Origin of the sequence: Herbivorax alkaliphila (genome assembly GCF_030848475.1) — a bacterium.
Taxonomy (GTDB): Bacteria; Bacillota; Clostridia; order Acetivibrionales; family Acetivibrionaceae; genus Herbivorax.
The window spans coordinates 61,351-84,788 of sequence record NZ_JAVDDS010000007.1; the positions used below are offsets into that span (position 1 = coordinate 61,351).

General features: G+C 31.0%; 16 protein-coding genes and 1 riboswitch. Of the genes, 3 read left to right on the forward strand and 13 right to left on the reverse strand.

Going from position 1 to position 23,438, the window contains the following annotated elements; genetic code table 11:
- Positions 1 to 99: 99 nt before the first annotated feature.
- Entirely contained in the window at positions 100 to 762 is a 663-nt protein-coding gene (locus RBH29_RS03955) for a Crp/Fnr family transcriptional regulator (RefSeq protein WP_306695304.1), read from the reverse strand.
- 88 nt (positions 763 to 850) lie between these two features.
- Between RBH29_RS03955 and RBH29_RS03960 the strand changes: the two genes are divergently transcribed.
- A complete protein-coding gene (locus RBH29_RS03960; RefSeq protein ID WP_306695306.1) occupies positions 851 to 1,549 on the forward strand; it encodes an ATP-binding protein in 699 nt (232 codons plus the stop codon).
- Between the two features lie 150 nt (positions 1,550 to 1,699).
- Positions 1,700 to 2,191 (forward strand): hypothetical protein, encoded by a 492-nt coding sequence (locus RBH29_RS03965; protein WP_306695308.1) that lies wholly within the window; start codon positions 1,700 to 1,702, stop codon positions 2,189 to 2,191.
- Positions 2,192 to 2,198: 7 nt separating this feature from the next.
- On the opposite strand, the gene RBH29_RS03970 is transcribed toward RBH29_RS03965, so the two are convergent.
- The 10 genes from RBH29_RS03970 to RBH29_RS04015 form a co-directional block, all read right to left on the reverse strand.
- Positions 2,199 to 3,497 (reverse strand): ABC transporter substrate-binding protein, encoded by a 1,299-nt coding sequence (locus RBH29_RS03970; protein ID WP_306695310.1) that lies wholly within the window; start codon positions 3,495 to 3,497, stop codon positions 2,199 to 2,201.
- Complete coding sequence (locus RBH29_RS03975; RefSeq protein ID WP_306695313.1) at positions 3,494 to 6,100, reverse strand: putative bifunctional diguanylate cyclase/phosphodiesterase; 2,607 nt, start codon at positions 6,098 to 6,100, stop codon at positions 3,494 to 3,496. Before RBH29_RS03975 ends, RBH29_RS03970 begins: the two co-directional genes overlap by 4 nt.
- Positions 6,101 to 6,533: 433 nt before the next feature.
- Positions 6,534 to 8,192: an ABC transporter ATP-binding protein gene (locus tag RBH29_RS03980; protein ID WP_306695315.1), complete on the reverse strand. Its 1,659-nt coding sequence runs from the start codon at positions 8,190 to 8,192 to the stop codon at positions 6,534 to 6,536.
- 128 nt (positions 8,193 to 8,320) lie between these two features.
- Entirely contained in the window at positions 8,321 to 9,232 is a 912-nt protein-coding gene (locus tag RBH29_RS03985) for an ABC transporter permease (RefSeq protein ID WP_306695317.1), read from the reverse strand.
- On the reverse strand, positions 9,233 to 10,192 hold the full coding sequence (locus RBH29_RS03990; protein ID WP_306695319.1) for an ABC transporter permease: 960 nt from the start codon (positions 10,190 to 10,192) through the stop codon (positions 9,233 to 9,235). It abuts the gene before it with no gap.
- A gap of 74 nt (positions 10,193 to 10,266) precedes the next feature.
- Complete coding sequence (locus tag RBH29_RS03995; RefSeq protein WP_306695321.1) at positions 10,267 to 11,820, reverse strand: ABC transporter substrate-binding protein; 1,554 nt, start codon at positions 11,818 to 11,820, stop codon at positions 10,267 to 10,269.
- A gap of 21 nt (positions 11,821 to 11,841) precedes the next feature.
- Positions 11,842 to 12,663 (reverse strand): class I SAM-dependent methyltransferase, encoded by an 822-nt coding sequence (locus tag RBH29_RS04000; RefSeq protein WP_306695323.1) that lies wholly within the window; start codon positions 12,661 to 12,663, stop codon positions 11,842 to 11,844.
- A gap of 356 nt (positions 12,664 to 13,019) precedes the next feature.
- A riboswitch (cobalamin riboswitch) is annotated at positions 13,020 to 13,202 on the reverse strand.
- A gap of 59 nt (positions 13,203 to 13,261) precedes the next feature.
- A complete protein-coding gene (locus RBH29_RS04005) occupies positions 13,262 to 14,161 on the reverse strand; it encodes a tetratricopeptide repeat protein (protein ID WP_306695325.1) in 900 nt (299 codons plus the stop codon).
- A gap of 270 nt (positions 14,162 to 14,431) precedes the next feature.
- Positions 14,432 to 16,399 carry a dockerin type I repeat-containing protein gene (locus tag RBH29_RS04010; RefSeq protein WP_306695327.1) on the reverse strand — a complete coding sequence of 656 codons (1,968 nt, stop codon included), beginning with the start codon at positions 16,397 to 16,399 and terminating at the stop codon, positions 14,432 to 14,434.
- 279 nt (positions 16,400 to 16,678) lie between these two features.
- Positions 16,679 to 18,229: an AAA-like domain-containing protein gene (locus RBH29_RS04015; protein ID WP_306695329.1), complete on the reverse strand. Its 1,551-nt coding sequence runs from the start codon at positions 18,227 to 18,229 to the stop codon at positions 16,679 to 16,681.
- A gap of 187 nt (positions 18,230 to 18,416) precedes the next feature.
- On the opposite strand from RBH29_RS04015, the gene RBH29_RS04020 reads away from it, so the two are divergent.
- Positions 18,417 to 18,914, forward strand: coding sequence for a hypothetical protein (locus RBH29_RS04020; protein WP_306695331.1), 498 nt, complete (start codon positions 18,417 to 18,419; stop codon positions 18,912 to 18,914).
- 127 nt (positions 18,915 to 19,041) lie between these two features.
- Here RBH29_RS04020 and RBH29_RS04025 read toward each other — a convergent pair whose 3' ends face one another.
- A complete protein-coding gene (locus RBH29_RS04025; RefSeq protein WP_306695334.1) occupies positions 19,042 to 19,917 on the reverse strand; it encodes an Rpn family recombination-promoting nuclease/putative transposase in 876 nt (291 codons plus the stop codon).
- 101 nt (positions 19,918 to 20,018) lie between these two features.
- Entirely contained in the window at positions 20,019 to 23,414 is a 3,396-nt protein-coding gene (locus RBH29_RS04030) for a tetratricopeptide repeat protein (protein WP_306695336.1), read from the reverse strand.
- Positions 23,415 to 23,438 lie beyond the last annotated feature (24 nt).

A 23,438-nucleotide genomic window follows, 5' to 3' on the forward strand; every position in this document is an offset into this window, starting at 1 on the left:
TAAATAAATAAAAATCAATACCAGCTTTTACACGTTTTATCCTTCAATGCCTCTATATGTAAGTCATTTTTTTGCTTACTTCAGCTTATATTAAGGCACCTACAGGTGTATAATTTCAAACCTACTCTTATTAAAATTAATTAGTCCTTCATCACGCATTTTGCCAAGTTCTCTTGACATAGCACTTCTATCTACATATAAATAATCAGAAAGCTGTTCTCTATTATAAGGTATAGTAAATACATTAGAATTATCTATATCTTTTTGAGCTGCTAAAAATGTTATAAGCTTTTCTCTAATAGTTCTTTTGGAAACAATTTCTATTTTTTGGTTAAGCATTATTGTTTTCATTGCAAGTATTTTTAGCATGTTTTCTATTAACTTTGTATGAAAAACACAGGCCGAAGAACATGTTTTTATTATTTTTTTATAATCAATTAATAAGACCTCACTGTCTTCCACTCCTTGAACAGATACAGAAGTTTTTTCTATTTCTGCACAAGCTAAGGCTTCTCCAAACATTTCACCTAGTGAAACTTCAGAAAGAATATTTCTGTTCCCGTTTTCATCCTCTTTTAAAATCACCACTTTTCCCTTCATTATTATCCCTATAAAATAAACATTTTCACCTGCCATATATATAAATTCATCTCTTTTATAAAAAGAAACTTTTGCAGACAAGCAGGAGAGTATTTTTTCTAAGCTCTCTACTTCAATATCTTTAAAAAGATTGTTTTTCTTTAATACACTATAATTTATCATATTTTCTCCCTTCGTTGCAAATGCAACAGATTCTTTTGTTTTATTTTACTATACTATAATTAGAAAATCAAATGAAAGGAGTTTTAATATGATTAGACAAATGATTAAAATAAACGAAGATAAATGCAATGGTTGTGGATTATGTGTATCTGCCTGTCATGAAGGGGCAATAGGAATTGTAGATGGAAAAGCAAAACTTTTAAGAGAGGATTACTGCGATGGACTTGGAAACTGTCTACCAGTATGTCCAACAGGGGCAATTACTTTTGAAGAACGTGAGACACTTCCCTTTGATGAAAATGCTGTTAAGAAAAATATGGAGGAAGCCAAAGAAACGTTTAAGGGATGCCCTGGTACACGTTTAAAATCAATTAAAAATGATACTGGTGCAAATAACAATATTGAGGATAGTTTTGCTAAAACACACCTTAACCAGTGGCCAATACAGATAAAATTAGTGCCTCCTAATGCACCTTATTTTGACAATGCTAACTTGCTTATTGCGGCTGACTGCACTGCATTTTCCTATGGCAATTTTCATAATGAGTTTATGAAAAATAAAATAACTCTTATTGGATGTTCTAAATTAGACGATATTGATTACAGCGAAAAGTTAACTGCAATACTAAAAATGAATACTATCAAATCACTAACGGTAGTAAGAATGGAAGTGCCTTGCTGTAGCGGTATAGTGAATGCTGTTAAAACAGCTCTTAGAAATAGTGACAAGTTAATCCCGTGGCAGGTTATAGTTATTTCAACTGATGGACAGATAATAGAAAATTAAGGGTGCATGTTATTTAAGTGAATGAAAATATGGAAGAAAAATTTAATTTATACACCCGAAAGTTAATTTTATATTGAATTTTACTCCAATTGCAGATATAATTAAAAGTAATTTACTTCACAAATAATTATATCAAAGGAGACTCCTCTTATGGATGATGGTTTTAGAAAGCCTTACGAATATGAAGACGATTCCAACATAATATGGCCGGTACGTATTTTTTGCATTATGTTGATTTTTGCCGAAGTACTTTATGGCATAATTTATCTGGTTCAATTGCAAAACAACTTCGGCCATATTCCTGTCGTTGGAACAATTGGCAAGGTCTTTTCTGTTGTATATATCGCATTCGTTTTATTTACTTTTATTTCTCTTTTAAAAATTAAAAAATATGCTCTTAAAATAGTAAAAACCTTTCTTGCAACTCGATTGATTTATTTAATAACTGCTACCGTGGCAATTTTTTTTAATACATTAAATTCTGACAATTCACCAAAACATGGATATGACCAATTTGAATCTTTTAGTAGCATTATAAATATGCTTCTGGTAACTCCATTATTTTATGCAATAGCTTTTAGTGTGACATGGTATATATACTTTACCAAATCCAAAAAGATAGAAAAAGTTTATTCTGATTAGTTCTGGTCTACCTTGCCAGTTCTATAGTTTCTTCTATTTCCTCTTTCATTTGTTCTATATGAACTTCAGATGGAAGAGAACTATCAGCTGCTTCCCAAACACCGTCTCTATACATTTGCAGAGCTTGAGCATCAAAAGGTGTTAATTTGTACTGAACCATATCTACTGCAAGCTCTTCTAACTTCGGGTATACACTTTGATTGCCATAGTACTCTTCTTCTCTGTTCATATTTCTCCCATATCCATGAACAGGAATATATCCTGGCACTACATCAAAAGTCTCACCTCCACTGCTTTTATGGGTTGCAATATACTCAACTACTCTCCACGCTTCTTCTTTGTGATTGCTTTGGCTGTTTATAGATATTCTGGAATCTGATGCCCACGCTGCTAGTCCTAAAGGCGGCGTTGTTACTCTCCACAATCCACTCTGTTCTGGAATATCCCTCCTAAAATTAGCCATTGCATACGAACCTTCAGTAACCATAACAAGTTTATCTTCTTTTAAAGCTTTTTTTCCAGTTTCGTTCCAAAAATTTTTTTTCAACTCCAATTCATTTTGATGAGTTTCCTTTGCCAGATCTAATGATAGTTCAAATAAATCTCCAAACCGAGTATATTCAAGATTTTCATCAAAAAATCCCAAAGTTGCTCCTGTCAAATCTGGAAGATCAGTTGGAAATTGAAATATATATTTGTCATCTTCTTTTAATTTCTTTGCAATTTCCAATACATTTTCCGGCTCTTTTATAAACTCTCCAAATTCCTCCGGCTCATAGGGAAAACCCATTTCCTTCATTATATCAGCTCTATATATGCTGACATAGGGAGAAGTATTAATTGTAAGAGATAATAGCTCACTATTATCTATAGAAAGTCCACTTTCCCAACCCAAAAAATCATTTTTATATTTGCCAGCATTAAAAGGCTCCTGAAGTAAATCTTGGAGAATTCCACTTGCTGTGAATGTACCGAAAAAACCGCTATCAAATATTAGAATGTCCGGCCCTTCTCCCTTTGTAATTGCCTCCATATATGCTTCTTCACACTCACCAAACCCAAACAATTTTTCCTCTACTATTATACCTTCATTTTCTTCTTCAAATACCCTTGTTACATCTTTAAGGCTATACCAGCTCCATAGTTTTAGTACAACAGTATCATCTTTTTGTGTTGAATCTATTTCTCCTGTCCCTTCTTCTTTATCATTATTTTCTAAGTTTTCTGCATTTCCCATGCATCCTATCATTAAAACTAAAAACACGCTTAAAATTAGTAAAATTGCTAATTTAAATTTTTTTATCATAGTAAATTCCCTCCTGCTTCTTTAATACTTTCAAATGTAAAATTTTCAATAACCTTTTCAAATTCATCTGCTGATACAGGTTTAGATATAAAATAACCCTGTATCTTATCGCAATGTAATTCTTTTAAAGCTTTTAAATCTTCAATTGTTTCAACTCCTTCTGCTATAACACTTAAGCCAAGTGAATGAGCCAGTTCTATAATAGCTGCCACTATTGATTTATTACTATCTTCACAACAAATATTAGTGATAAAGCTTCTATCTATTTTTAGAATATTAATTGGCAGATCTTTAAGTCTTCCTAGAGATGAATATCCAGTGCCAAAATCATCAATAGATATACATATACCCATCTCTTTTAATTCTCGTAATAGTTCAATAACATACTCAGAATTTTTCATAAAAAATCCTTCTGTTATCTCTAATTCCAAATATTCAGCCTCCAATCCTGAAATATCCAGAGCATTTTTAACTGTTTCAACAAAATCACTTCCTATAATTTGTCTTAAAGACAGGTTAACCGAAATACGAATTTTAGGATATCCATTATTTTGCCATATCTTATTTTGCTTACACCCTTCAATAAGCACCCATTCACCAATTTGATTTATAACCCCAATCTCTTCTGCTAAAGGTATAAATTCAGCTGGAGAAATCAAACCATACTGAGGATGATTCCATCTAATCAATGCCTCAACACCAGAGATAATTCCTAATTTGATATCTACCTTGGGTTGATAATTTATTATAATTTCGTTTTTCTCTAATGCCTTACAAAGACTTTGTTCTAAAAATAATTTTTCAATAGTATCTGGTTCAGTTAATTCAGAATAAAATTTATAGGTATTTTCACCTGTTTCTTTAGCTGCATACATTGCAATGTCTGCTTTCTTCAGTAATGCAGACTTTTCTAAAGCATCATCTGGATATAAGCATATACCTATGCTACCCGAAATATGTAATTCATGGACATTTCCATCCTGGCTAAGTTCAACTGCATCAGAAAGTATCTCATTAATATACGTAGCAACTTCTGAAACCTTTTCTCTTTCTGAGTAATTTAATACAACAACAAACTCATCTCCACCTAATCTTGCAACAAAGCTGTCTTCCTTTAAAAAATAACTCAATCTTTTAGCTATTTCTTTTATCAAAATATCCCCTACTTCGTGACCTAATGTATCATTTATTCTCTTAAAACGATTAAGGTCAATAAACATAACGGCTAACTGCTTTTCTTCTGCCAAGTTAAGCAAGTCTTCCAAATACTCTGTAAAACAAAGCCTATTTGGTAGTTCTGTCAAAATATCGTAGTACGCTAATTTTCTCATTTGCTCTTTAGAATTTTTCAATTCTTTTGTCTGTGATAACAACTGACTATTCATAATTCTTGTCTCCGAAAACAGAGTAACCAAATTATTTGACATCACTTTAAAATTCTCAACCAATGAATTAACCTGAGAAATGGTTATATTTGGCCATTCTATTAAATCTTGACGTTTTAACTTTTCTGGAAGCCCTGTTGTACTTCTAGTCAGTTTTGATAAATCTCGTGACAAAAAACCACTCATAGCAATAGCAACAGATATTGCTGCAATAGAGAAAGCTAAAAGAATCAAAAACTTATTTAAATAATTTTCCCATGAACTTTTAGTATAATTTTGCAATGACTTTCTAACCTGAATTTTCAAATCCACATCATCAAAAGCTGCATCAGTTATATAAAAAGCTTCATTCCATCTACTTAAGTCAAAAGATAATCCTTCCTGTTTAGGAAACCACATAAATATATTTTCATTAATTTTTGTAATTTCACCATTTTCACCCCAATTATACATTTCATTATATTGACTTTCATCCCTGTTTGAAATGTATACATTGTGGTTTCCATCCACTAGTAATATCTCCAAATCTCCTTCAAAAGAGTTTTTTTCAATAATTTCATCAAATCTATTCAAATATATTGGAGATTTTAATCTTACTTTGCGAAGATCAGATATATCCCAACTATTTGCCTCTACCATAATACTTGAACTGGACCTTTCCAGCATATGATTTATTTCAGAATTCATATTTTCCTGAGATAACCAACCGTCAATCATTGTATACAATAAAAAAGGACCAAACACTGATACAATTGTTAAGTGTAACATCATTTTATTCAAATCAGTTAATTTTCTTTTTTTGTATCCTAAAATTCTTTGAACAGGAACATAAGATACTATTATATCTGCAATGAGCATATTTAAAAAGCCATTAATGCTTTTATTTACCACTACCAAATAACCTTCAACATTTATTGTATTCCTATGTAAATAAAAAATTAAAGCTATTGCTGGTGCCCCAATAAAAATCCAGTACAGTGCATCCAGAAGTAATATATTATGTTTTGTTTTTTTCCATGCTAACCCCACAAGTAAAACTTCTATAGTAAAAAAAACTGTATAAAAGTCTGGATAAAAAAAATGCCAATCCAATAAATTGATAACAACAGCTACTACAAAGGCCTTTGTCACTCCATAATACCTTAATATCATAAAAATAAAAACATTTCCGAAAGCAAAACTTATTCCATAGGAAAAAGGCAGCTCATAAATCCTCATAAAAAGGCTTATAACCGCTAATACCATAAATAGCATTAATTTATTTTGTCTCTTTTTAGGTGTCTCAGTGCTTGTATTAGTAATTTTCTTCTCCAACCTTTCTTAAAGAAGTTATACTCTAACGAAAAGAACAACATAGATTTAAAAGTATGTTAAAAATATTATAGTAAAATATAGTCAGGAATTTGTAATAACTAGAACTTTCACAAAGCTCTATACCTAAATAAAGAACTATTGCCACCAAACGGCAATTTAACTCCTTTTGATAAGTAATTATAATATAATAATTCTACATAACTAAAAAAAATCCTTCTTACTTATAGGTATACACAGACACAACAGGTATGGGTATGATTATAATAGCAATTCCATTTTAATACAATAAATGACATGCACCCTTAAAAGGTGGGAATTAGAATAAGATAATTCTCATCTATACACTTTTATATTGTTGCCATAAGTCAGTAGGCTCTGCCTCTAACACTCTTCCAGCCAGCATATTATAAGTCCTGTCAGCTATTTTTTTTGCCAAATCTAAATCATGGGTAATATAAAGCATTGCAAAATTTCTTGAATTTTGCAGCCCTTTTAAAAGCCTCAATATATTTGCCTGTGTTGAAGGATCTAGCATAGAACTGATTTCGTCTGCAATTAGCATTTTAGGATTTAAAATAAGGCTTCTGGCGATTGCAACTCTCTGTCTCTGCCCCCCACTTAAACTGTGACAATCTCTTTCTAAAAACTCTTGATGACTGGGAAGCTGCACATCTCTTATTACCTTTTTCACTTTTTTAAATCTTTCCTCTTTTGAACCAATTTTTAATATATCCAACGGTTCAGCCACAACTTGCGAGACATTTAAAAGCTCATTTGTAGCGGTAAATGGATCTTGAAATATTATCTGTACACCATTTTCCTTGCTTGTAGCACTATTTCCCTTTACCTTTTCTCCCTCAAAAAAAACTTCTCCACTATCTGAATCAAGTACTCCTGAAAGTATACTGGCAAGTGTTGTTTTTCCTGAACCTGATTTGCCTGTCAAAACAACAACTTCTCCTGAATAAACTTTAATATTACAGTTATTACACGGTTTTATTTTTTCGTCCTTGAACTGGTAGCTTTTATTTATATTCATCCCTTCAAGAAGTACTGTAATTCCTCCCCTGTTGCATGCTACCTTTCTATTTGTCAATACTGTTTTTAACTCTGGCAATTTTGTTCTGCATTCCAGTGTCCTTTGACCACATCTATCATAGAATGCACAGCCTCCATACTGGTTGCTCTCAACTTCCCCAGGTATCCCCCATAAATCCCTATATGGATTTATGGAAGGTGAAGCATTTATCAAACCTCTTGTATATGTATGCATCGGTTCTGCTAAAACATCTTTAGTTACACCTTCTTCCAACACATAACCTGAATACATTACCATAATTCTGCTTGAAAGCTCTGAAATAACTTTCATTTCATGAGATATCAAAATTAGAGTAAATCTTTTCTTTTTATGAAGTTTTTTTATAAGCTCTATTATTTCACTTTTTGCCTCAAAATCCAATGAAGATGTAGGTTCATCTACAATAAGCACTTTTGGATTACAAGAAAGTGCCATTGCCAATAACACCCTTTGACGCATTCCCCCTGAAAGATGATGGGGATAAAAACTACTCCATTTAGACTCTAAGCCCACTAAATTCAAAAGTTCTAAAACCCTTTTTTCAGCTTCCCTAAAAGCAAGCTCAGTATGCTTTAAAATACACTCTAATATCTGTTCTTTCACAGTCAGCACTGGATTTAAAACATCTAAACTGTTTTGAAATACCATTGCAATTTTGCCCCATCTATAAAGGTTTTTTTCCTTTTCTGATAAACCGTTTAACTCAATATCTTCATAAAAAATTTCACCTTCAACCTGACCTTTATTTTTTAAAAGTCCCATAATAGCCATAGCAACAGAGGTCTTACCACTTCCAGACTCACCAACTATACCCAAGCTGCTGCCTTTTTTAATTTTAATATTTAAATTGTTTACAGCATTTATTTTCAATTGATTTAAATTATAACAAATAGAAAGATTTTTAATCTTAATACTCAAATGCTACACCTCTTATCTATAATTACTTTATTCTCTCTTATTAAAAACTTATTTTTTGCCGCTGTTTATTTTGAGTAATTGTAATTTTATTCAAAGTAAGGTCAATATCTAAATGCCTAATATCTAGCTTAACAACCTTTTCGAAAACACACTTTTCCTCTTAACTTACTATTTTTATTAAAGTTTTGCCTATAATATGCCTTTGAATTAAAAATCTTCTCAACATCCCTGCTTATAAATCCAACAGAAATAACCAACAGCAAAAGGGCAATAACTGGACTTAGCACCCACCATTTCCAAAAATCAGTAAAATATATTCCTTTAAAATTTATGGCTCGGTTTAAAATCATCCCCCAACTCTTTGATGCAGGATCTCCTAATCCTAAAAATGCCAGTGATGCCTCTGCAATAATTGCCCTGTTTACAATCCTTATCATACTAATCATAATAAGGGGAGAAATATGGGGGATAAAATGTCTAAAAAACAGATGCTTAAGGCCTGCTCCATAGCTCTTTGCTGCCAAAAAATATTTTTCTTCTTTAACGCTCAGTATTTTAGATCGAATAATTCTAGCTGGAAATGTCCATAAAAAAAGAGATAATACAATAATTATATTCTTTATATCAGGTCCAAAAAAAGCCCCCAATACAATCATAACCGGCAAGTCTGGAAGTACAATTATTATATCTGTCAGACGCATAATAATTTTATCTATCTTTTTTCCAAAGTATCCTGCAATCACTCCAATAATGCTTCCTCCAATCCCTGACAACACAGCTGTAGACAATCCAATAAAAACACTTATTCTTGCCCCATAGCAAATTTGTGCCCATATATCAATACCTAAATCATCAGTTCCCAGCCAGTGTTTTAGGCTTGGAGCTTCTAATGCATTTCCCCCAGGTATATTATGAGGATAAAAAGACAGTAAATTGCCAAACAATCCTATTACTAGAATAATTAAAATAACAAACGCACCTATTTTACCCATTAGAGATAATCTATTTAATTTTTGAAGCACATTCTTTAAATACTCCATTTAATTCACCCTTGGATCTAATTTTTTATAAACAATATCTGCAAAAAAATTCATAGTTAAAACTGAAACTGCCACAAATAAGAAAATTCCCTGTATAAGTGGATAGTCCCTTACCATAACAGCCTCTCTCATTAAACTGCCAACACCAGGATAATTAAAAACATTTTCCACCAGTATTGCACCTCCAAATACATAACCAACAGCTAAAAATGCTCTGGTCACAATAGGAAGCATGGAATTTTTCAGAGCGTGCCTGAAAATAATTCTACGTTTTGAAAGTCCTTTAGCAACTGCTGTTCTCATATAATCTTTTGTAAGTACAGTCAGCATACTATTTCTTGCAACAAAATAAAACTCTCCGACTCTTATGAAAATTAAGGTAATAACTGGCAAAAATGCATGGTGAAGTATATCCAATATTTTTTGAGCAAAACTTTCATACTCTGCAAACACTTGCATTCCTCCAGCTAAAGGAAACCAACCAGTTTTAGCTGCCAAGAAAAAAAGAAACAAAACACCAATTAAAAAGGCAGGGATTTGTGATACCCCAATCATAACTGAATACAGTATTTTATCAAAAACTCCATCTCTATGCCAAGCTGAATAGCTTCCCAACACGGCACCTACAATACAACTTAAAATAATAGCTGCAATAACTATTGATATAGTCCACATCATTCTTTTTAATATAATATTAATTACGCTGTCATTGTAATATATACTGTAGCCTATATCCCCTTTAAAAATATTTACAATGTAGTCTATGTATTGCACTGCTAAAGGCTTGTCCAACCCATAATACTCCTTATATTTTTCTATTTGATCATCTGAATAAGTTATAGTAACCTGTCCCTCTTCAGATGACAAAAATGTAAAGGGATCCCCTGGCATAAGCCGCGGAATAAAAAAGTTTAAAGTAATTATAATTAAAAATGTTAACAGATACTCAAAAATTTTCATTTTAATAAGTGCATTTAATATTTCTTCCGTTTTTTTTATTCACATAAATAATATGCACTCCTTTCCCCCCTTCACTATAATTCATTCTCTGCCTCCCAAGATTTCAGGTATGAAAGTTTATTATGGGTTACTTCATGATGATTAAACATATACTTCCAACCATCATACTTAGAATGTCTAAATACACTGTATCCTGTGGTGTTATATAGTGGTAATATGGGAATTTCTTCTGCTATCACTTCTTGAAAACTATATACAATATCTTTTCTCTTTTCTATATCCATTTCATATAATTGCTTTTTAGCTAATTCATTTATTTTATCGTTATCATATCCTCTTATCTCACCACTGGCAAACACTGTTCGCAATATATCTGCATCATTTCCCCATCCCCCATGTCCATTTAAAACAATTTCATAGTTCCCATCTTTTATTGCCGCATCTCTACTCTTAGAATCAACACTTCTAACTTTAATATCAATTCCTGCTTTTTCAAGACTTATTTTAATGAGTTCAGCTATTCTTACTTCTTGATTAGAGTTTCCCACAAGCAGTGAAAAAGACAGATTATTTTCATTTATTAAGTTTTTTGCCTGTTCAATATCAAATTTATAATCTACAACTCCATCATTATACCATATATGATCTACTGGAAGATATCCAGGGCTTGCAGATACCGCTGCGCCCCTTGCTACTTTTTCTACCAATTCATTTTTATCTATTGCATGGGCAAAAGCTTTTCGAACATTTACATCTAGCAGTTCAGGTCTTTTATCCATATTAAATATAAGACGATATCCCCAAAAGGCAGGATTTTTTATTATGGTGTATTTATTTTCATCACTGTATTTTGAAATAATATCAGTAGTAATCCTTGTGATATCTATCTCATCTCTATCAAAGGCAAGTACATTTTCACTTACAGGAACAAACCTTAAAGTATCAACCTTTTGCACAGGTCCCCAGAAATCTTCAAATGCCTCAAATTTATATGCCCCTTGCTCTCTACTATAGTCAGTTAAAAGATATGGCCCAGTGCCTGTAACCGCTTCAGGTTTATTATAATTTAATGGATCTTCAACACTTTCCCATATATGTTCGGGAATTATTCTCATACCCCCAATTTTACCAAGCAAAGTTGCCATAGGCTTTTCTACTTCAAATTCAACTGTCCTACTATCTAAAGCTTTTACAGAATCTATAAATGTTTTTCCATCAACTGTAAGGTCATTAAATACAGGAGGATTTTCTTTGTAGTAATTGTATGAAAAAACAACATCGTCTGCCGTCATATCCTTTCCATCCTGCCATTTTATGTTTTCTCTTAAAACGAATGTATATCTGCATCCATCTTTAGATACACTCCATTCTTTTGCGAGCCATGGTATATATCCCTCTTCACCTCTTTCAAGCAAACTGTCAAAAATAAGAGTCATTTTATACATTCCAGGTCCTCTTGAATAATGACTAAACGGAGTTGGATAGCCCCAATCTCCACCTTCAAGATTAACAACTGTTGGTTTTTCAATAGAATCATTTCTTAAATTTTGAGAATTACTGCAACCTGTAAGTCCTAAAGTTAAAACAACTGTGCTAAGAATAAATATTTTAAACGATTTTTTAATCACTTTTATTCCCCCTAAAAACTTTTATACATTCCAGTACATCCATGCTATTTTAGCTTCCGTCTTTTCCACAACATAATTATTTTTAGCTATTTTTTTAAGATAGTCTTCTATCTCTTCTTTTTCGTCATTACTCAGAGGTTTTCTCATCTCAAAAAAAGAAGTATACATTGAAATGGCTTTATCAATAGAATAAACTTTTTCCCACTCGGTATCAAAATATGTAATCTCAGGATAATATCCCATATGCCATAGTATATTAAATCCACAGTAAATGGTTTTATTTAAATCTCTTTTTTTCTCATTTTTGCAAATAATGCTTCTGAGTTGATCTCTTATTTGGTCTTTTCTATAGGCAAAACTACTTACAAAGCAAATCTTTTTAGATGCATTTATCATATTTTCAAGAGCAGTTTTGCTGCTTATTCCAGGACACATAGAGGCAAATACAATATCAAATTTCTTCTCCCACCCTTCATTTTGAAGGTCTACGTTCTCCCAATCTAAAGTATCAAAAGAAATATTAGAAAGCCTTTGTTTTTCTGCATTTTCAACGGCAAACTCAATCATTTTTGGCGAAACATCAATTCCAATTACACTTTTTGCTCTCTTTGCAAATTCTATTGAATATCTGCCAGGACCACAGCCAATATCAAGAACATTTGTATCTTTATTAAGCATTCCCTTTGATTGGAACAAGTCTATAGCAGCACTTAAACGCTTGTTATTATCATTTTTTTGATGAATTAAATTAAATTCCTCAGCCCTTCCATCCCAAAAAGCTATCTGTGCATTTTTATCCCTCTTTGCTTCTCCCCATAACTTTTCAAAGTCGTTTATATTCATATTATCCCCCATTTTCACATTATTGTTTTACAATTTTTAATAACTGTGCAAAAAATATATTTATCTTATTCTAAGAGTCCATCTGAATCTCTAATGTTTAGCTTTATCTAAAGGAGATGTCTGGTTTTAATGATTCCCTTTTACTCTAATTATATCTTGCACTGGAAATTTAAAAATAGAATCACAAAATAAGCTGTCTTATTGCAATATTTTTGCAGCTTTACATTTTAAATTTCTTTTCAGTTAACTATTTAAAACCTGCCGTATACAAGAATTGCATTTTTGATTCCTCCTAAAATATTTGGAGGAAATAGACACAATAGTAACCAATCGTCTCTATCTCCCTTCCCAAAGATTGAGATTTTAAATAAAAGGCAGGTTTCCTGGCTTCCAATCATCCCCTTTCCACACCTTCCCATTATTTTAAACAGTGGTATATGCGGATTGGTCATGGTTACAGTAGTGGGAGCTGCTCAGGCTTTAAACCTGATTCCCTATTATCCCTTTAACAAAAGGGCACCTTTTATCGTATTATAGTTTATTTCATTTTTTTAGTATTGTCAACACCAAATTTCATAAGATTTCCCACAATCTCATGTTATAACATTTCTACAAAATCTGAATCTGTTTTTGCTATTTCTCTAAAGCTCGGATAAAGCTTAATAGATTGATCTAAATCTATTCTTGCCAATTCCATTTGTCCAATTTTGGCATAACAACAAGCTCTATTGTAGTATAAAAAACCCGTATCTGGATTGTTATTAATACCCTGTGTTAAAATATCAATAGCACTACTAAAATCTCCATCTTCTATAAAAATAACAGATTTATTTAAAAATGCGTAGGGATAATTTTTATTTATATCTATAGCTTTACCATAAAAAACTGCCGCCTCATCTTTAATTCCAATATGTTTTAGAATTACCCCTTTATTAAATAGGGATTTAAAATAATTAGCATTAATGGCAATACTTTTATTAACCATCTCTAAAGCCCTTTCATATTCATTTATTTCTTCATATATTGCTCCCATATTGTTAAAGGCAATGTAATCATCACATTTAATTTCAACTGCCTTCTGATAATACTCTAAAGCCTTATTTTTTTCACCCTTCCCATCGTAAATGTTTGCAATATAAAAATATGCTCTGTCATAATAAGAATCATTTTCTATCGCCTTTAAATAGTACTCAATTGCAGTTTCTTTGTTTCCAGAATCGTCATGGATAATTGCAATGCCATAATACGCCCCTGCATAATTAGGATTGTTATTTATAATTTCATGATATGTTTTCAAAGCTTCTTCTTTATCACCTAATTCATCATTTAACAGCGCAATATTTAGAAGCAAATCCATTTTTTCTTCTTTATCCTTAACAAACTCAATTGACTTTTTACAAAATTCTAATGCTCTGTCTATTTTACCCTGATGATAAAAACTTTCCACCAACAATAAATAATTTTTTTTCCTGTTATCATCTTTAATTCCTCTGGCCATTTAAGAACCATTCCTTTCTATAGGCATAAAATCGAATGAAAACATAACACCTACAATTTATTCTAAGTTAATTACCCCAAACAAAGTGAATCAAGCAGGTAATTCTGCTACTTTCTTTTAAATTTATACTTTTTTAAAAGCTCTATATACTATTCTACTCAATTAATTTAATTTTTTGCAACTCTTTAAATTAAAAGGTGTATAAATAACATGCCTCCAAATTAAAAAGGCTTCACCCTTTTTAAAGTGAAGCCTTTTAATTTAAATATATTATTGATTACTCACTGTAGGCCCATCAATACGAGATATTTCAACATTAACACTCTCAAGGTGTTCAAGTAACCCTTTATTTACAGTAACTGCAAATAATCGAGCTGCCATCACTGGATTTAATCCATTATCATATGCTTCTACATATATATTCATTTGATTATCTCTTATTGTAGCTCCTTCTAGTTCGTAGTTCATATTACCACCATCTCTAAAAATACACATCAGCAAATCATTATTCTCAAAAAACCCGTCTGTATATTCTTCATCATCTACCAACTCAAAAAACTCTAATTCCTGTAATTCAGAAACTGATGACACTACCATTTCAACAGGTGTATCTGCTTCTTCAAAATCTTCCCAAGGTAAAGTTTTGGTTTTAAAATCTGCCACTATCTCATATCCTTCGTCACCATCTTCTTCTCTCTCATACTCACTTTCTATATTTAATCTAACTTCATTTACTCCTAGGGGTGCTTCTATTAAAAATACCCAATATGCCATATCGTCTGTTCCTATAAACGGAACAAACCTTTCTATATCAACTGTAAGCAAACCATCCTTAAAAACTTTTTCTGCAAGTTCATGACTTATGCTACCACTGGCTTCTTCTAGTGCAATAAAAACTAATTCACCAGTATCAAAGTATTCATCATCATATTCACTTAAAATTTCTTCAGCTTCTTCACTTAAATAATCAGAAAACATATTCATTAGTTGAGAATTAGATTTGATTACTTCAACCGCAGGATATTCTTCTACAGAAGCAGTTGCTCTAAATATTTGATATCCTAACTCTCCATCTTTTTCATCTCCATCTTTTTCATCTCCATCTTTTTCATCTTCTTCTTTTTCATCTTCTTCTTTTTCATCTTCTTCACATTCTTCATGTTCATCAGTAATATTAACATTAATATCTGAAATTTCATCAAGAATGCTTAAAGGTACATCAATTAAAAATACCCAATATGCCATATCACATGTTCCAACACAAGGTATATGCCTTAGCATATCTATATCCAATATTTCTTCATTGAATTTAAAATTTTCTATGTCTAAATTTATACTGCCACTGGTTTCTTCAAAAGCTAATAATACAAGTCCGTTTCTTTCTAGATATTCATCAGTGTATTTCTCTATAACATTTTCAAATTCTTTTATTTCAATTCCTTCAAATAAATCCACCAACTCAGAATTTGAATTTATCCTATCAGCAGCTGGATATTCAACATTTATAGGCTGCCCAGCTTTAATTGCTCTATACTCAATCGTTTTTTCCTCATGCTCTTCTACCAATTTTATTTCAATTTTTTCAGTGTTATCAATCTGGCTTTTGTCTACAGGAATTAAAAACACCCAATGTGCCATATCATCTGTTAAAATTTCAGGTATGTATTTATTTATCGTTAATGTGCATGTTCCATTATTAAATTGAACATCTTCTAATTCATGACTTATACTTCCACTACGTTCTTCTAAAGATACAAATATCAATCCATTATCTTCAAGATACTCATCTGTATATTTTTCCAGTGCTTCTTCAATGTCACTATTCATTAAATATTCCCCAAGTACTTCTTCAAGATAAGCATTAGAGTGAATTACTTCTACTGCAGTGCTAAATTCACCGCCAGATGATACTCTAAACAAATCATAATCACTATCATCCTCGTAATCATTACTGTCATTGTAAATACTAAGGTCATCAATTAATTCAAGTATATACCTTTTTAATAGTGTGTAGTCTGTGGAATCTACTTCTCCGTCTCCATTTATGTCTGCCCCCTCTATGTCGTAATCTAACATGCCTAGAATATATCTTTGCATCAAAGTAGCATCAGTTGAATCCACCACACCGTCTCCATTTAAATCGCCTATTATGGAGCTGGCATGACTATATCCAAATAGTCCTGCAACAACAGCTGTCAATATAAATGCGGATAAAACAATCTTTTTAAAATTTAACACATCCCACTCCCCCTTTTTATTTAATTCTGATTTTTATACCTATACATTAAATCTATCATATGCAATTTATTCCTGTCAATACAATATTTCAATAAGTGCATATGTGAATATTAAAAAAAATATTTCAGAAACCAGAATTGGTATAAGGCACCATTTTTATGTGTGTTTTTTTATATAATGTTATCTTTTTGTGATTTATATTATTTGTTAATTTTATGGTTTCTATTTAGATATTTATAATTTTTATAAAACAGCTTATTTTTTACTATCTTTTTGAATTTAGACAATTGTCATATATATATCTTTGCTTTTATATCTTTTCCATTCTTTTTTGTACTGTTTATTCTCGTTGAAATTAAACAAAATCAAATACCCTTTGTCTTCACGTTTACTTTCAAGGTAGCCCCAAAGCTGTTCTATTGCTTTTTGCTCATAACTTTCTCCACGCCATATTTTTAGTTCTACTATATATTGCTTGTTATTGTATGTTATGACTACATCCATTCTGTTATCCATACGTGTTTCAGCTTCAACATAATAAAACCCTACACTGTTTATAATCGGTTTTAAAAAACACAGAAAAAGTAATCTTCCTTCCCTTTCAATAAAACGGACATCTTTTTCCCTAAATTCATCATGCATAACCTCTTGAAATTTATTGAGCACTATTTCCATATTTAAATTCCCATTTTCAATAAAGTTGGTTCTGTATTTGTATGTAAGCAGTTCTCCTTCTTGGGTACTTCTTTTAGATATTAAATAATTATAAATCCTAAGTTCAAATATTTTATTTGAAATGGTCGTAAATGCACCCTCTTTAGATAAAATACCAAAAGTCACTCCAATATCTATTGAAGGATTATCCACATTAAATTGTATCCTTTTACCTACCACTAATATATTATAGACTACATTGTAAAGGTCTTTGTAATGTTCTAAATTTTTAAACAAATCATCAAATAGAGTATTCTTTTCTTCTAAAAGTATTTTTACAGCATTATTTACACCATTAAAAGACCAATCTTTACTGAGCTTTTCATCAATTATTTTACAAGCTTTGCTTACTAAAAACGGATACCCTTTTGTGTATTTATAAATTTCACTGCTTATTTTTTCAATATCCATACCAGTATCATGATCTTTTTCATACTCTATAAGCATAGAAGATATTTCTTCAGGATTAAAACTCATGTCGACATCAAAATCAGCTGCAATATTCCAAGAAAAATTGAATTTCCTTTCACTATCAGGTCTAATCTTTATTTTTAAGTTTTTAACATCGTACACTCCTGCAAGTATAACACTTTTAAATGTACTGTCTAACCCCTCTTCTCTGTCAAGATATTTATTTCGAAGTATACCTAGAAAGTGTAAAAATAGTTGGTTGTCACTACTTTTATCAACTTCATCAATTAAAAGAATAATATCTCTATTACAGTCTTGAGATAAATGAGTAATTTTCCAAGATAACTCATCAAAACCATCTAAGTCTTCTTTTCCCTCTTCCCACTCTTTAATTATACTTTGTTCAACGCTATTTTGTCGTAGTCGTCTAGTAACTAATTTAGTAAATACTTCTACAAAGGCACTTTCATTAGCAAAAGCATTATCTCCAATGCCTTCAAAACTAATGTCTATTACAAGATATCTATCTTTTAACCTGTCGTAAATATTTGAAAGAGTAGTTGTTTTACCATATTGCCTCGCCCTGTTCATAGTAAAGTACTCTTCCTTTTCAATAAGTCTTATAATTTGATCTAGTTTTTTACTTATATCAACCATGTAGTATTTTCTAGGTACACATACACCTGTCACATTAAATTCTTTCATTAGAATAGACCTCCGCAGCATTTTCATTCTCTAATCACCATTATAACCATAAACAACAAGGATTACCAGCAGACATTATTTTGTAAGTAATTTAACAAATATTTGAGATAAGTGGTTTTTTATGATTTAATTAATATAATAACATCAAAGTTCTATTATAAAAGCTTAAAATGGGAGTGATGCTATAATGGATGATATAATGGATACTCTATTAATAAAATTCTTGCAAAAAACTATACCTTATCTAGGAATCACTATACTTTTAACTATACTTTTAACTGTAGTTATTTTTTTCGGACGCCTTTTCATTTTGTATCACACCAGCCAAAATATGAAGAGTATAACAACTGAAGTATTAAGAGATCAAACTATCTATTTTAATACAGAGGAAAAAATAAAGTACAGACATCTATCCAGAGAATTTAAAAAAAATGTACGCCAAGAAGATTTCAACAGCATCGAAACATGGCATGATGCATATGAAGTTTTTGTAGAAGGTGTAGATGAAACACACTCTAGGTTCTCAGATGGTTATAAACCTTACGCATCGGTGTGTGTTTTAGAAACCAAAGGGCTGGTATCTATTAATCTTGTTGAATCTTGTTTTGGTTTTTTGGGCGTGCGAATTGACTATATAAATATATGCCCATCGTACTTAGAACACTTAACCAAGCTAGAAGATTAAGATAAACCCACTTCCTTTATGTTTTGAAAATTTATCTCCAATATTACCATTATAAGGTTATGCATTGAATCATAGATATAGAAAGAGTTAAAAAGCATATTGCCATCTATAGATGGCAATACTTTACTTATCTCAACTTCTTTATATCGTCTTTAGAAAGTCCTGTTTTTAATGCAATAGTCTCATCATCTAATACGTCAAGTAAATTTTTTGCAATTTCAAAGGCTTTCCCATCTTCTCCTTCTTTTCTACCTTCTTTTCTACCTTCTTCTCTACCCTGTCTTAATCCCTTATTCAAAGCAGTTTTTATAGCTGCCTCTTCATCTCTTAGCCACTTTAATTTTGCCTCATAAAATTCTCTTTCATCTGATGTTAATGATATCGTATCTAATAGTGTATTTGCTTTGTTTATCGTCTCTACTTCTGCCAATTCATCAGGTATATATTCTCTATCATATTTATCTGCATTTTTTAAAAATGCTATCCATCTATCCATTGCAGTACTCAATTGACTAAGCTCTTTTGTAAATTTCCCTAACTCTATAAAGTGTATTTCTAAATGATCTAGTAGCTCATTGTTACTTTCAATATTTAAAATCTTAAATTTATTGTGATAATCTGTTTCATCTTCTATTGCATTAAAATTAAGTATGTTTATATTTATTGTCTTAGTGAGAAAATCATAATTTACTCCTTCGCTTAATTGACCTACATACATGCGCGCCCAATAATATAACGCTCTTTTATCATAATACTCCTGATCTGCTATCTGCATTTCTATGTTTATCCAACGTCCATATTCATCCTTTGCTTTTATATCCATAATACTGCCTTTGTCAAATTTATATGTTTTATAGTTATATGGATTTTTTAGCTGCAAATCCTTTATTTTTGGTTCTTCTGCTAATATTGCATTTAAAAAGTCTATTAGTATATCTTTGTTTTCTTCCTTTCCAAACAATAGTTTAAATGCAAAATCTACTCTAGGATTTACTTTGCACATATTATCACCTCCACAGCAACAATTAATCTAATGTTATTATACTATTTTGTAAGTATTTTAACAAATATTTGTGATAAGTAGTTTTGCACGCTAGAAGAAGATTAAGACAAGCACCTTTCCTTTATTCTTTTGCACTTTTGTGCCTCATAGTCTGACTCTATCTGGTGGGCTATATTTATGGATTGTGTACATAATTCAACTGCATCTTGATTTCTACCCAAAAAGCAATATATTTCTGCCTTGAGCCTTAATGCCTTAAGTTTTCGAATGTCACTTTCCACTTCATTTGAAATTTTAATAGCTTGGTCACACTCTTTTATTGCCTTATCTATATTTCCTTTATTAAAATCATACTGAGCCATATGTCTATAATAATCACTTAAATAAGGCATTTCTCCTGCTTCATTAAATATTTTAAAAGCACTTTCAAAAAGTTGTGGAACTTTACTGTTTTGCCCTGTTTTAATATATAATTTTGCCAGTGCTAAATAATTAATACCCTCTCCTACTGGAACGTTAATTTTTTTTGCTATCTCCAATGACTTATTGTAATACTTTAAGGCTTTTTCATCATCGCTCTTTTCATACATTATATCTCCTATATTGCTAAGAGCAATACACTCATTAAGCCTTGAAGAAATCTCACGGGAGATTTTAATTGCTTCATTAAATAAATCTTCTGCCTTATCAAAAACTCCCTTGTCCAAATAAAGAATCCCAAGATTTATTAACCCTGCTATATAACCTTGCTGATCAGATATTTTTTTTGAAATTTCAATTGATTTTTCAAAAAACTTCTGTGCCTTCGATATCATTCCAGTAGCATGATAAATAGCACCTAAATTACCAGAAACTTTTGCCATGATAGCAAGATCGTTCACTTTTTCAGCATATTTAAAGGATTTTTCCATATATAATAGTGAGTTTTGAACATCTCCCTTGCTGTAATATATAATACCTGCCTGATTCATGGTTTCAGAAAGATTTTCATAATCCATCATCTCAATCATCAATTTTTCTGACTTTTTAGCAATACTAAGAGCTTCTTGGTCGCCAATAATTCTTAAAATGCTGCACTTCATTTGAAGCAACTTGCCGTAAAGGTTATTCTTTTCTTTAATTTTAGGCTGGAGTTCGTTTAGTATTTTGAGGGCATTTTCATAAAAATCCTGCTCTTTTAAAACTTCTGCAACCATTATTCTTACTGAATTTACGTCATCATTTAATTTTGCATACTCCAAAGACTTTTTAAAGTTGTAAAGTGCAACATCATAGTTTGCCATAATAAAGTTTATGTACCCCATATCCTTGTATGCACCAAAAAACTTTGCATCATCTTTTATACCTATATTTAAAAATTTAGCATAATAGATAAGTGCATTTGTAAAATCATACGCATTTTTATTTTTTATTGCTGTTCTAAAGCTGTATTCAGCCGCCTTTTTGCTAATACCCGCTTTAGAAAAATGAACAAAAAGAGTCTCATAATGGTTTTCAATTTCTCTTTTATGTTTTGACTCTATTACCCTGCCTATTTTCTTATGGATATCCCTTTTGTTCTTATTTAAAATGCTATAATAAATAATTTCTCTTTCCATATCTTGATTGAATACAAAAACCTTTTCTACTAGACCAGAGATTGTATATGCAGTTTTTAGAGAAATAATGTTCATCTGTAGAGGAACTATTAGTAGTTCCTCTACTTTTTCACCGCTACATTCAAGAATTTCTTTTAAAATAGAAAGATGAAACTCCTTGCCAAGCACTGAAGCAATGTGCAATATATTTTTCGCATCATCTTCAAACTCAGAAAATTTGGAAAGAATAAGATCTTGAATATTAGAAGGCAATGATTTTACCTCATTCACCTTTATATATCCAATATTATTTTTTATAATATAGCTATCAGATTTGATTATATTGCAAATAAATTCAGATACATACAGAGGATTTCCGTTTGTAAGTTTGACAGTCTTATTTAAAAAATCCTTATCTATATCTTTAGTATCAAGAATTTGGCATGCCATTTTCTTGATATTCTCTCTTTTTAATTTACACATTTTTAATATATGAATATCTTTTTCTTTTGAGCATTTTAATTCTTTAATCTCTGTTCTTGAAGAAAATATAAAAGTTATATTGGAAAATGAAAGCATTTTAATTAGCTTTTTTAATATATATATTGAATTTGTATCTGACCAATGCATATCATCAACTATTATTAATAGTTTTTGCTTTTTAGAAAGACCTGTAAAAAAAATAGACAACTGCTTAATTAACTCTCTTTTAATACTGTCAAAAGTCATTGAGTTAAGTATGTTTTCAAATTCCTCGTCCCTGCCAAGTCCCAATATAAGTCCAATAAAATCACAATTTCTTTTTATCTCATCTTCATTTAAGTCCCCTAATATGTAGTCTAAAAAGGACATTAATCTTCTTTCTTTTACACTGGCATTGTCAGTAGAATTAATATTTAGCACTTTCATAAGTATGCTTGAAATTGTATAGTAAACTCTATTTTGATATAACGAGCTTAAATCTACCCATATTTTTTTATTATCACTATTGAGTTTAGAACAAAACTCTTTTAAAAGTCTTGTTTTACCAATTCCAGCTTCCCCTACTACATTTACACACTTTGTACCCGTGTTAACTGCATCGTTATATGTAGATATAAGGTGTTTTAATTCTTTTTCTCTTCCAATAAAATTAACTTTATTCTGATCTAAATTATTTATACTAACTTCTATTGGAGAATAACACCTTACAGGTTTTTCTTTGTTCTTTACTTTGATATCTTCAGGCTCTGAATAACGAACAATGTCTTTTGTCTCAACAAATACTGATTCAGAAACAAGAATTGTTCCTCTTTTTGCATTTGACTGAAGTCTTTGTGCAGTATTTACAATGTCTCCCATAACAGTGTAATCTTTATCAAAGGCATTTCCCACACCTCCTGTTACTACCAAGCCATAGTTTATACCAATTGACAAAGTTAGTGACAACCCCTTTGTTGAAAGCCTCTCTTCTGAAAACTCTTTTACCCTATCCATCATATTGACAGCACACATTACAGCCCTCTTTGAATCATCCCTGTGTATATATTTTGCTCCAAAAAGAATCATTACACAATCACCTATATATTTATCTATGGTACCTTCCAATTCATATACAGGTTTAGTTATGTAATTAAAACATTCATTAATTATTTCTCTTATTTCTTCAGGATCCATTTTTTCAGAAAGAGCAGTAAATCCAGAAACATCTGCAAATATAACAGCAACATTTTTTCTGTTTTCTGATAGTTTATTAATATCTCCTATATTTTCAGGCAAATCTGGTATAGAAAGCTTTTTCCCACAATTAAAACAGTATTTTCCCATAGATGGATTTGGAAAACCACATATTGAACAAACTTTAGAAAACTTTACGCCACAAAGCTGACATTCTTTCATTTCTCCATTATGAAGCTTAATTCCACAGTTAAAGCAAAACATAGATTCCACCCTGTTTATTCATTT

Excerpts from the sequence above, each read along its gene's own strand:
- RBH29_RS04030 (WP_306695336.1), bottom strand. The coding sequence starts at position 23,414 with ATGTTTTGCTTTAACTGTGGAATTAAGCTTCATAATGGAGAAATGAAA.
- RBH29_RS03965 (WP_306695308.1), top strand. The coding sequence starts at position 1,700 with ATGGATGATGGTTTTAGAAAGCCTTACGAATATGAAGACGATTCCAAC.
- RBH29_RS03960 (WP_306695306.1), top strand. The coding sequence starts at position 851 with ATGATTAGACAAATGATTAAAATAAACGAAGATAAATGCAATGGTTGT.
- RBH29_RS04000 (WP_306695323.1), bottom strand. The coding sequence starts at position 12,663 with ATGAATATAAACGACTTTGAAAAGTTATGGGGAGAAGCAAAGAGGGAT.
- RBH29_RS03990 (WP_306695319.1), bottom strand. The coding sequence starts at position 10,192 with ATGAAAATTTTTGAGTATCTGTTAACATTTTTAATTATAATTACTTTA.
- RBH29_RS03955 (WP_306695304.1), bottom strand. The coding sequence starts at position 762 with ATGATAAATTATAGTGTATTAAAGAAAAACAATCTTTTTAAAGATATT.
- RBH29_RS04020 (WP_306695331.1), top strand. The coding sequence starts at position 18,417 with ATGGATGATATAATGGATACTCTATTAATAAAATTCTTGCAAAAAACT.
- RBH29_RS04015 (WP_306695329.1), bottom strand. The coding sequence starts at position 18,229 with ATGAAAGAATTTAATGTGACAGGTGTATGTGTACCTAGAAAATACTAC.
- RBH29_RS03985 (WP_306695317.1), bottom strand. The coding sequence starts at position 9,232 with ATGGAGTATTTAAAGAATGTGCTTCAAAAATTAAATAGATTATCTCTA.
- RBH29_RS04025 (WP_306695334.1), bottom strand. The coding sequence starts at position 19,917 with ATGTGCAAAGTAAATCCTAGAGTAGATTTTGCATTTAAACTATTGTTT.
- RBH29_RS04005 (WP_306695325.1), bottom strand. The coding sequence starts at position 14,161 with ATGGCCAGAGGAATTAAAGATGATAACAGGAAAAAAAATTATTTATTG.
- RBH29_RS03970 (WP_306695310.1), bottom strand. The coding sequence starts at position 3,497 with ATGATAAAAAAATTTAAATTAGCAATTTTACTAATTTTAAGCGTGTTT.
- RBH29_RS03975 (WP_306695313.1), bottom strand. The coding sequence starts at position 6,100 with ATGAGGATTTATGAGCTGCCTTTTTCCTATGGAATAAGTTTTGCTTTC.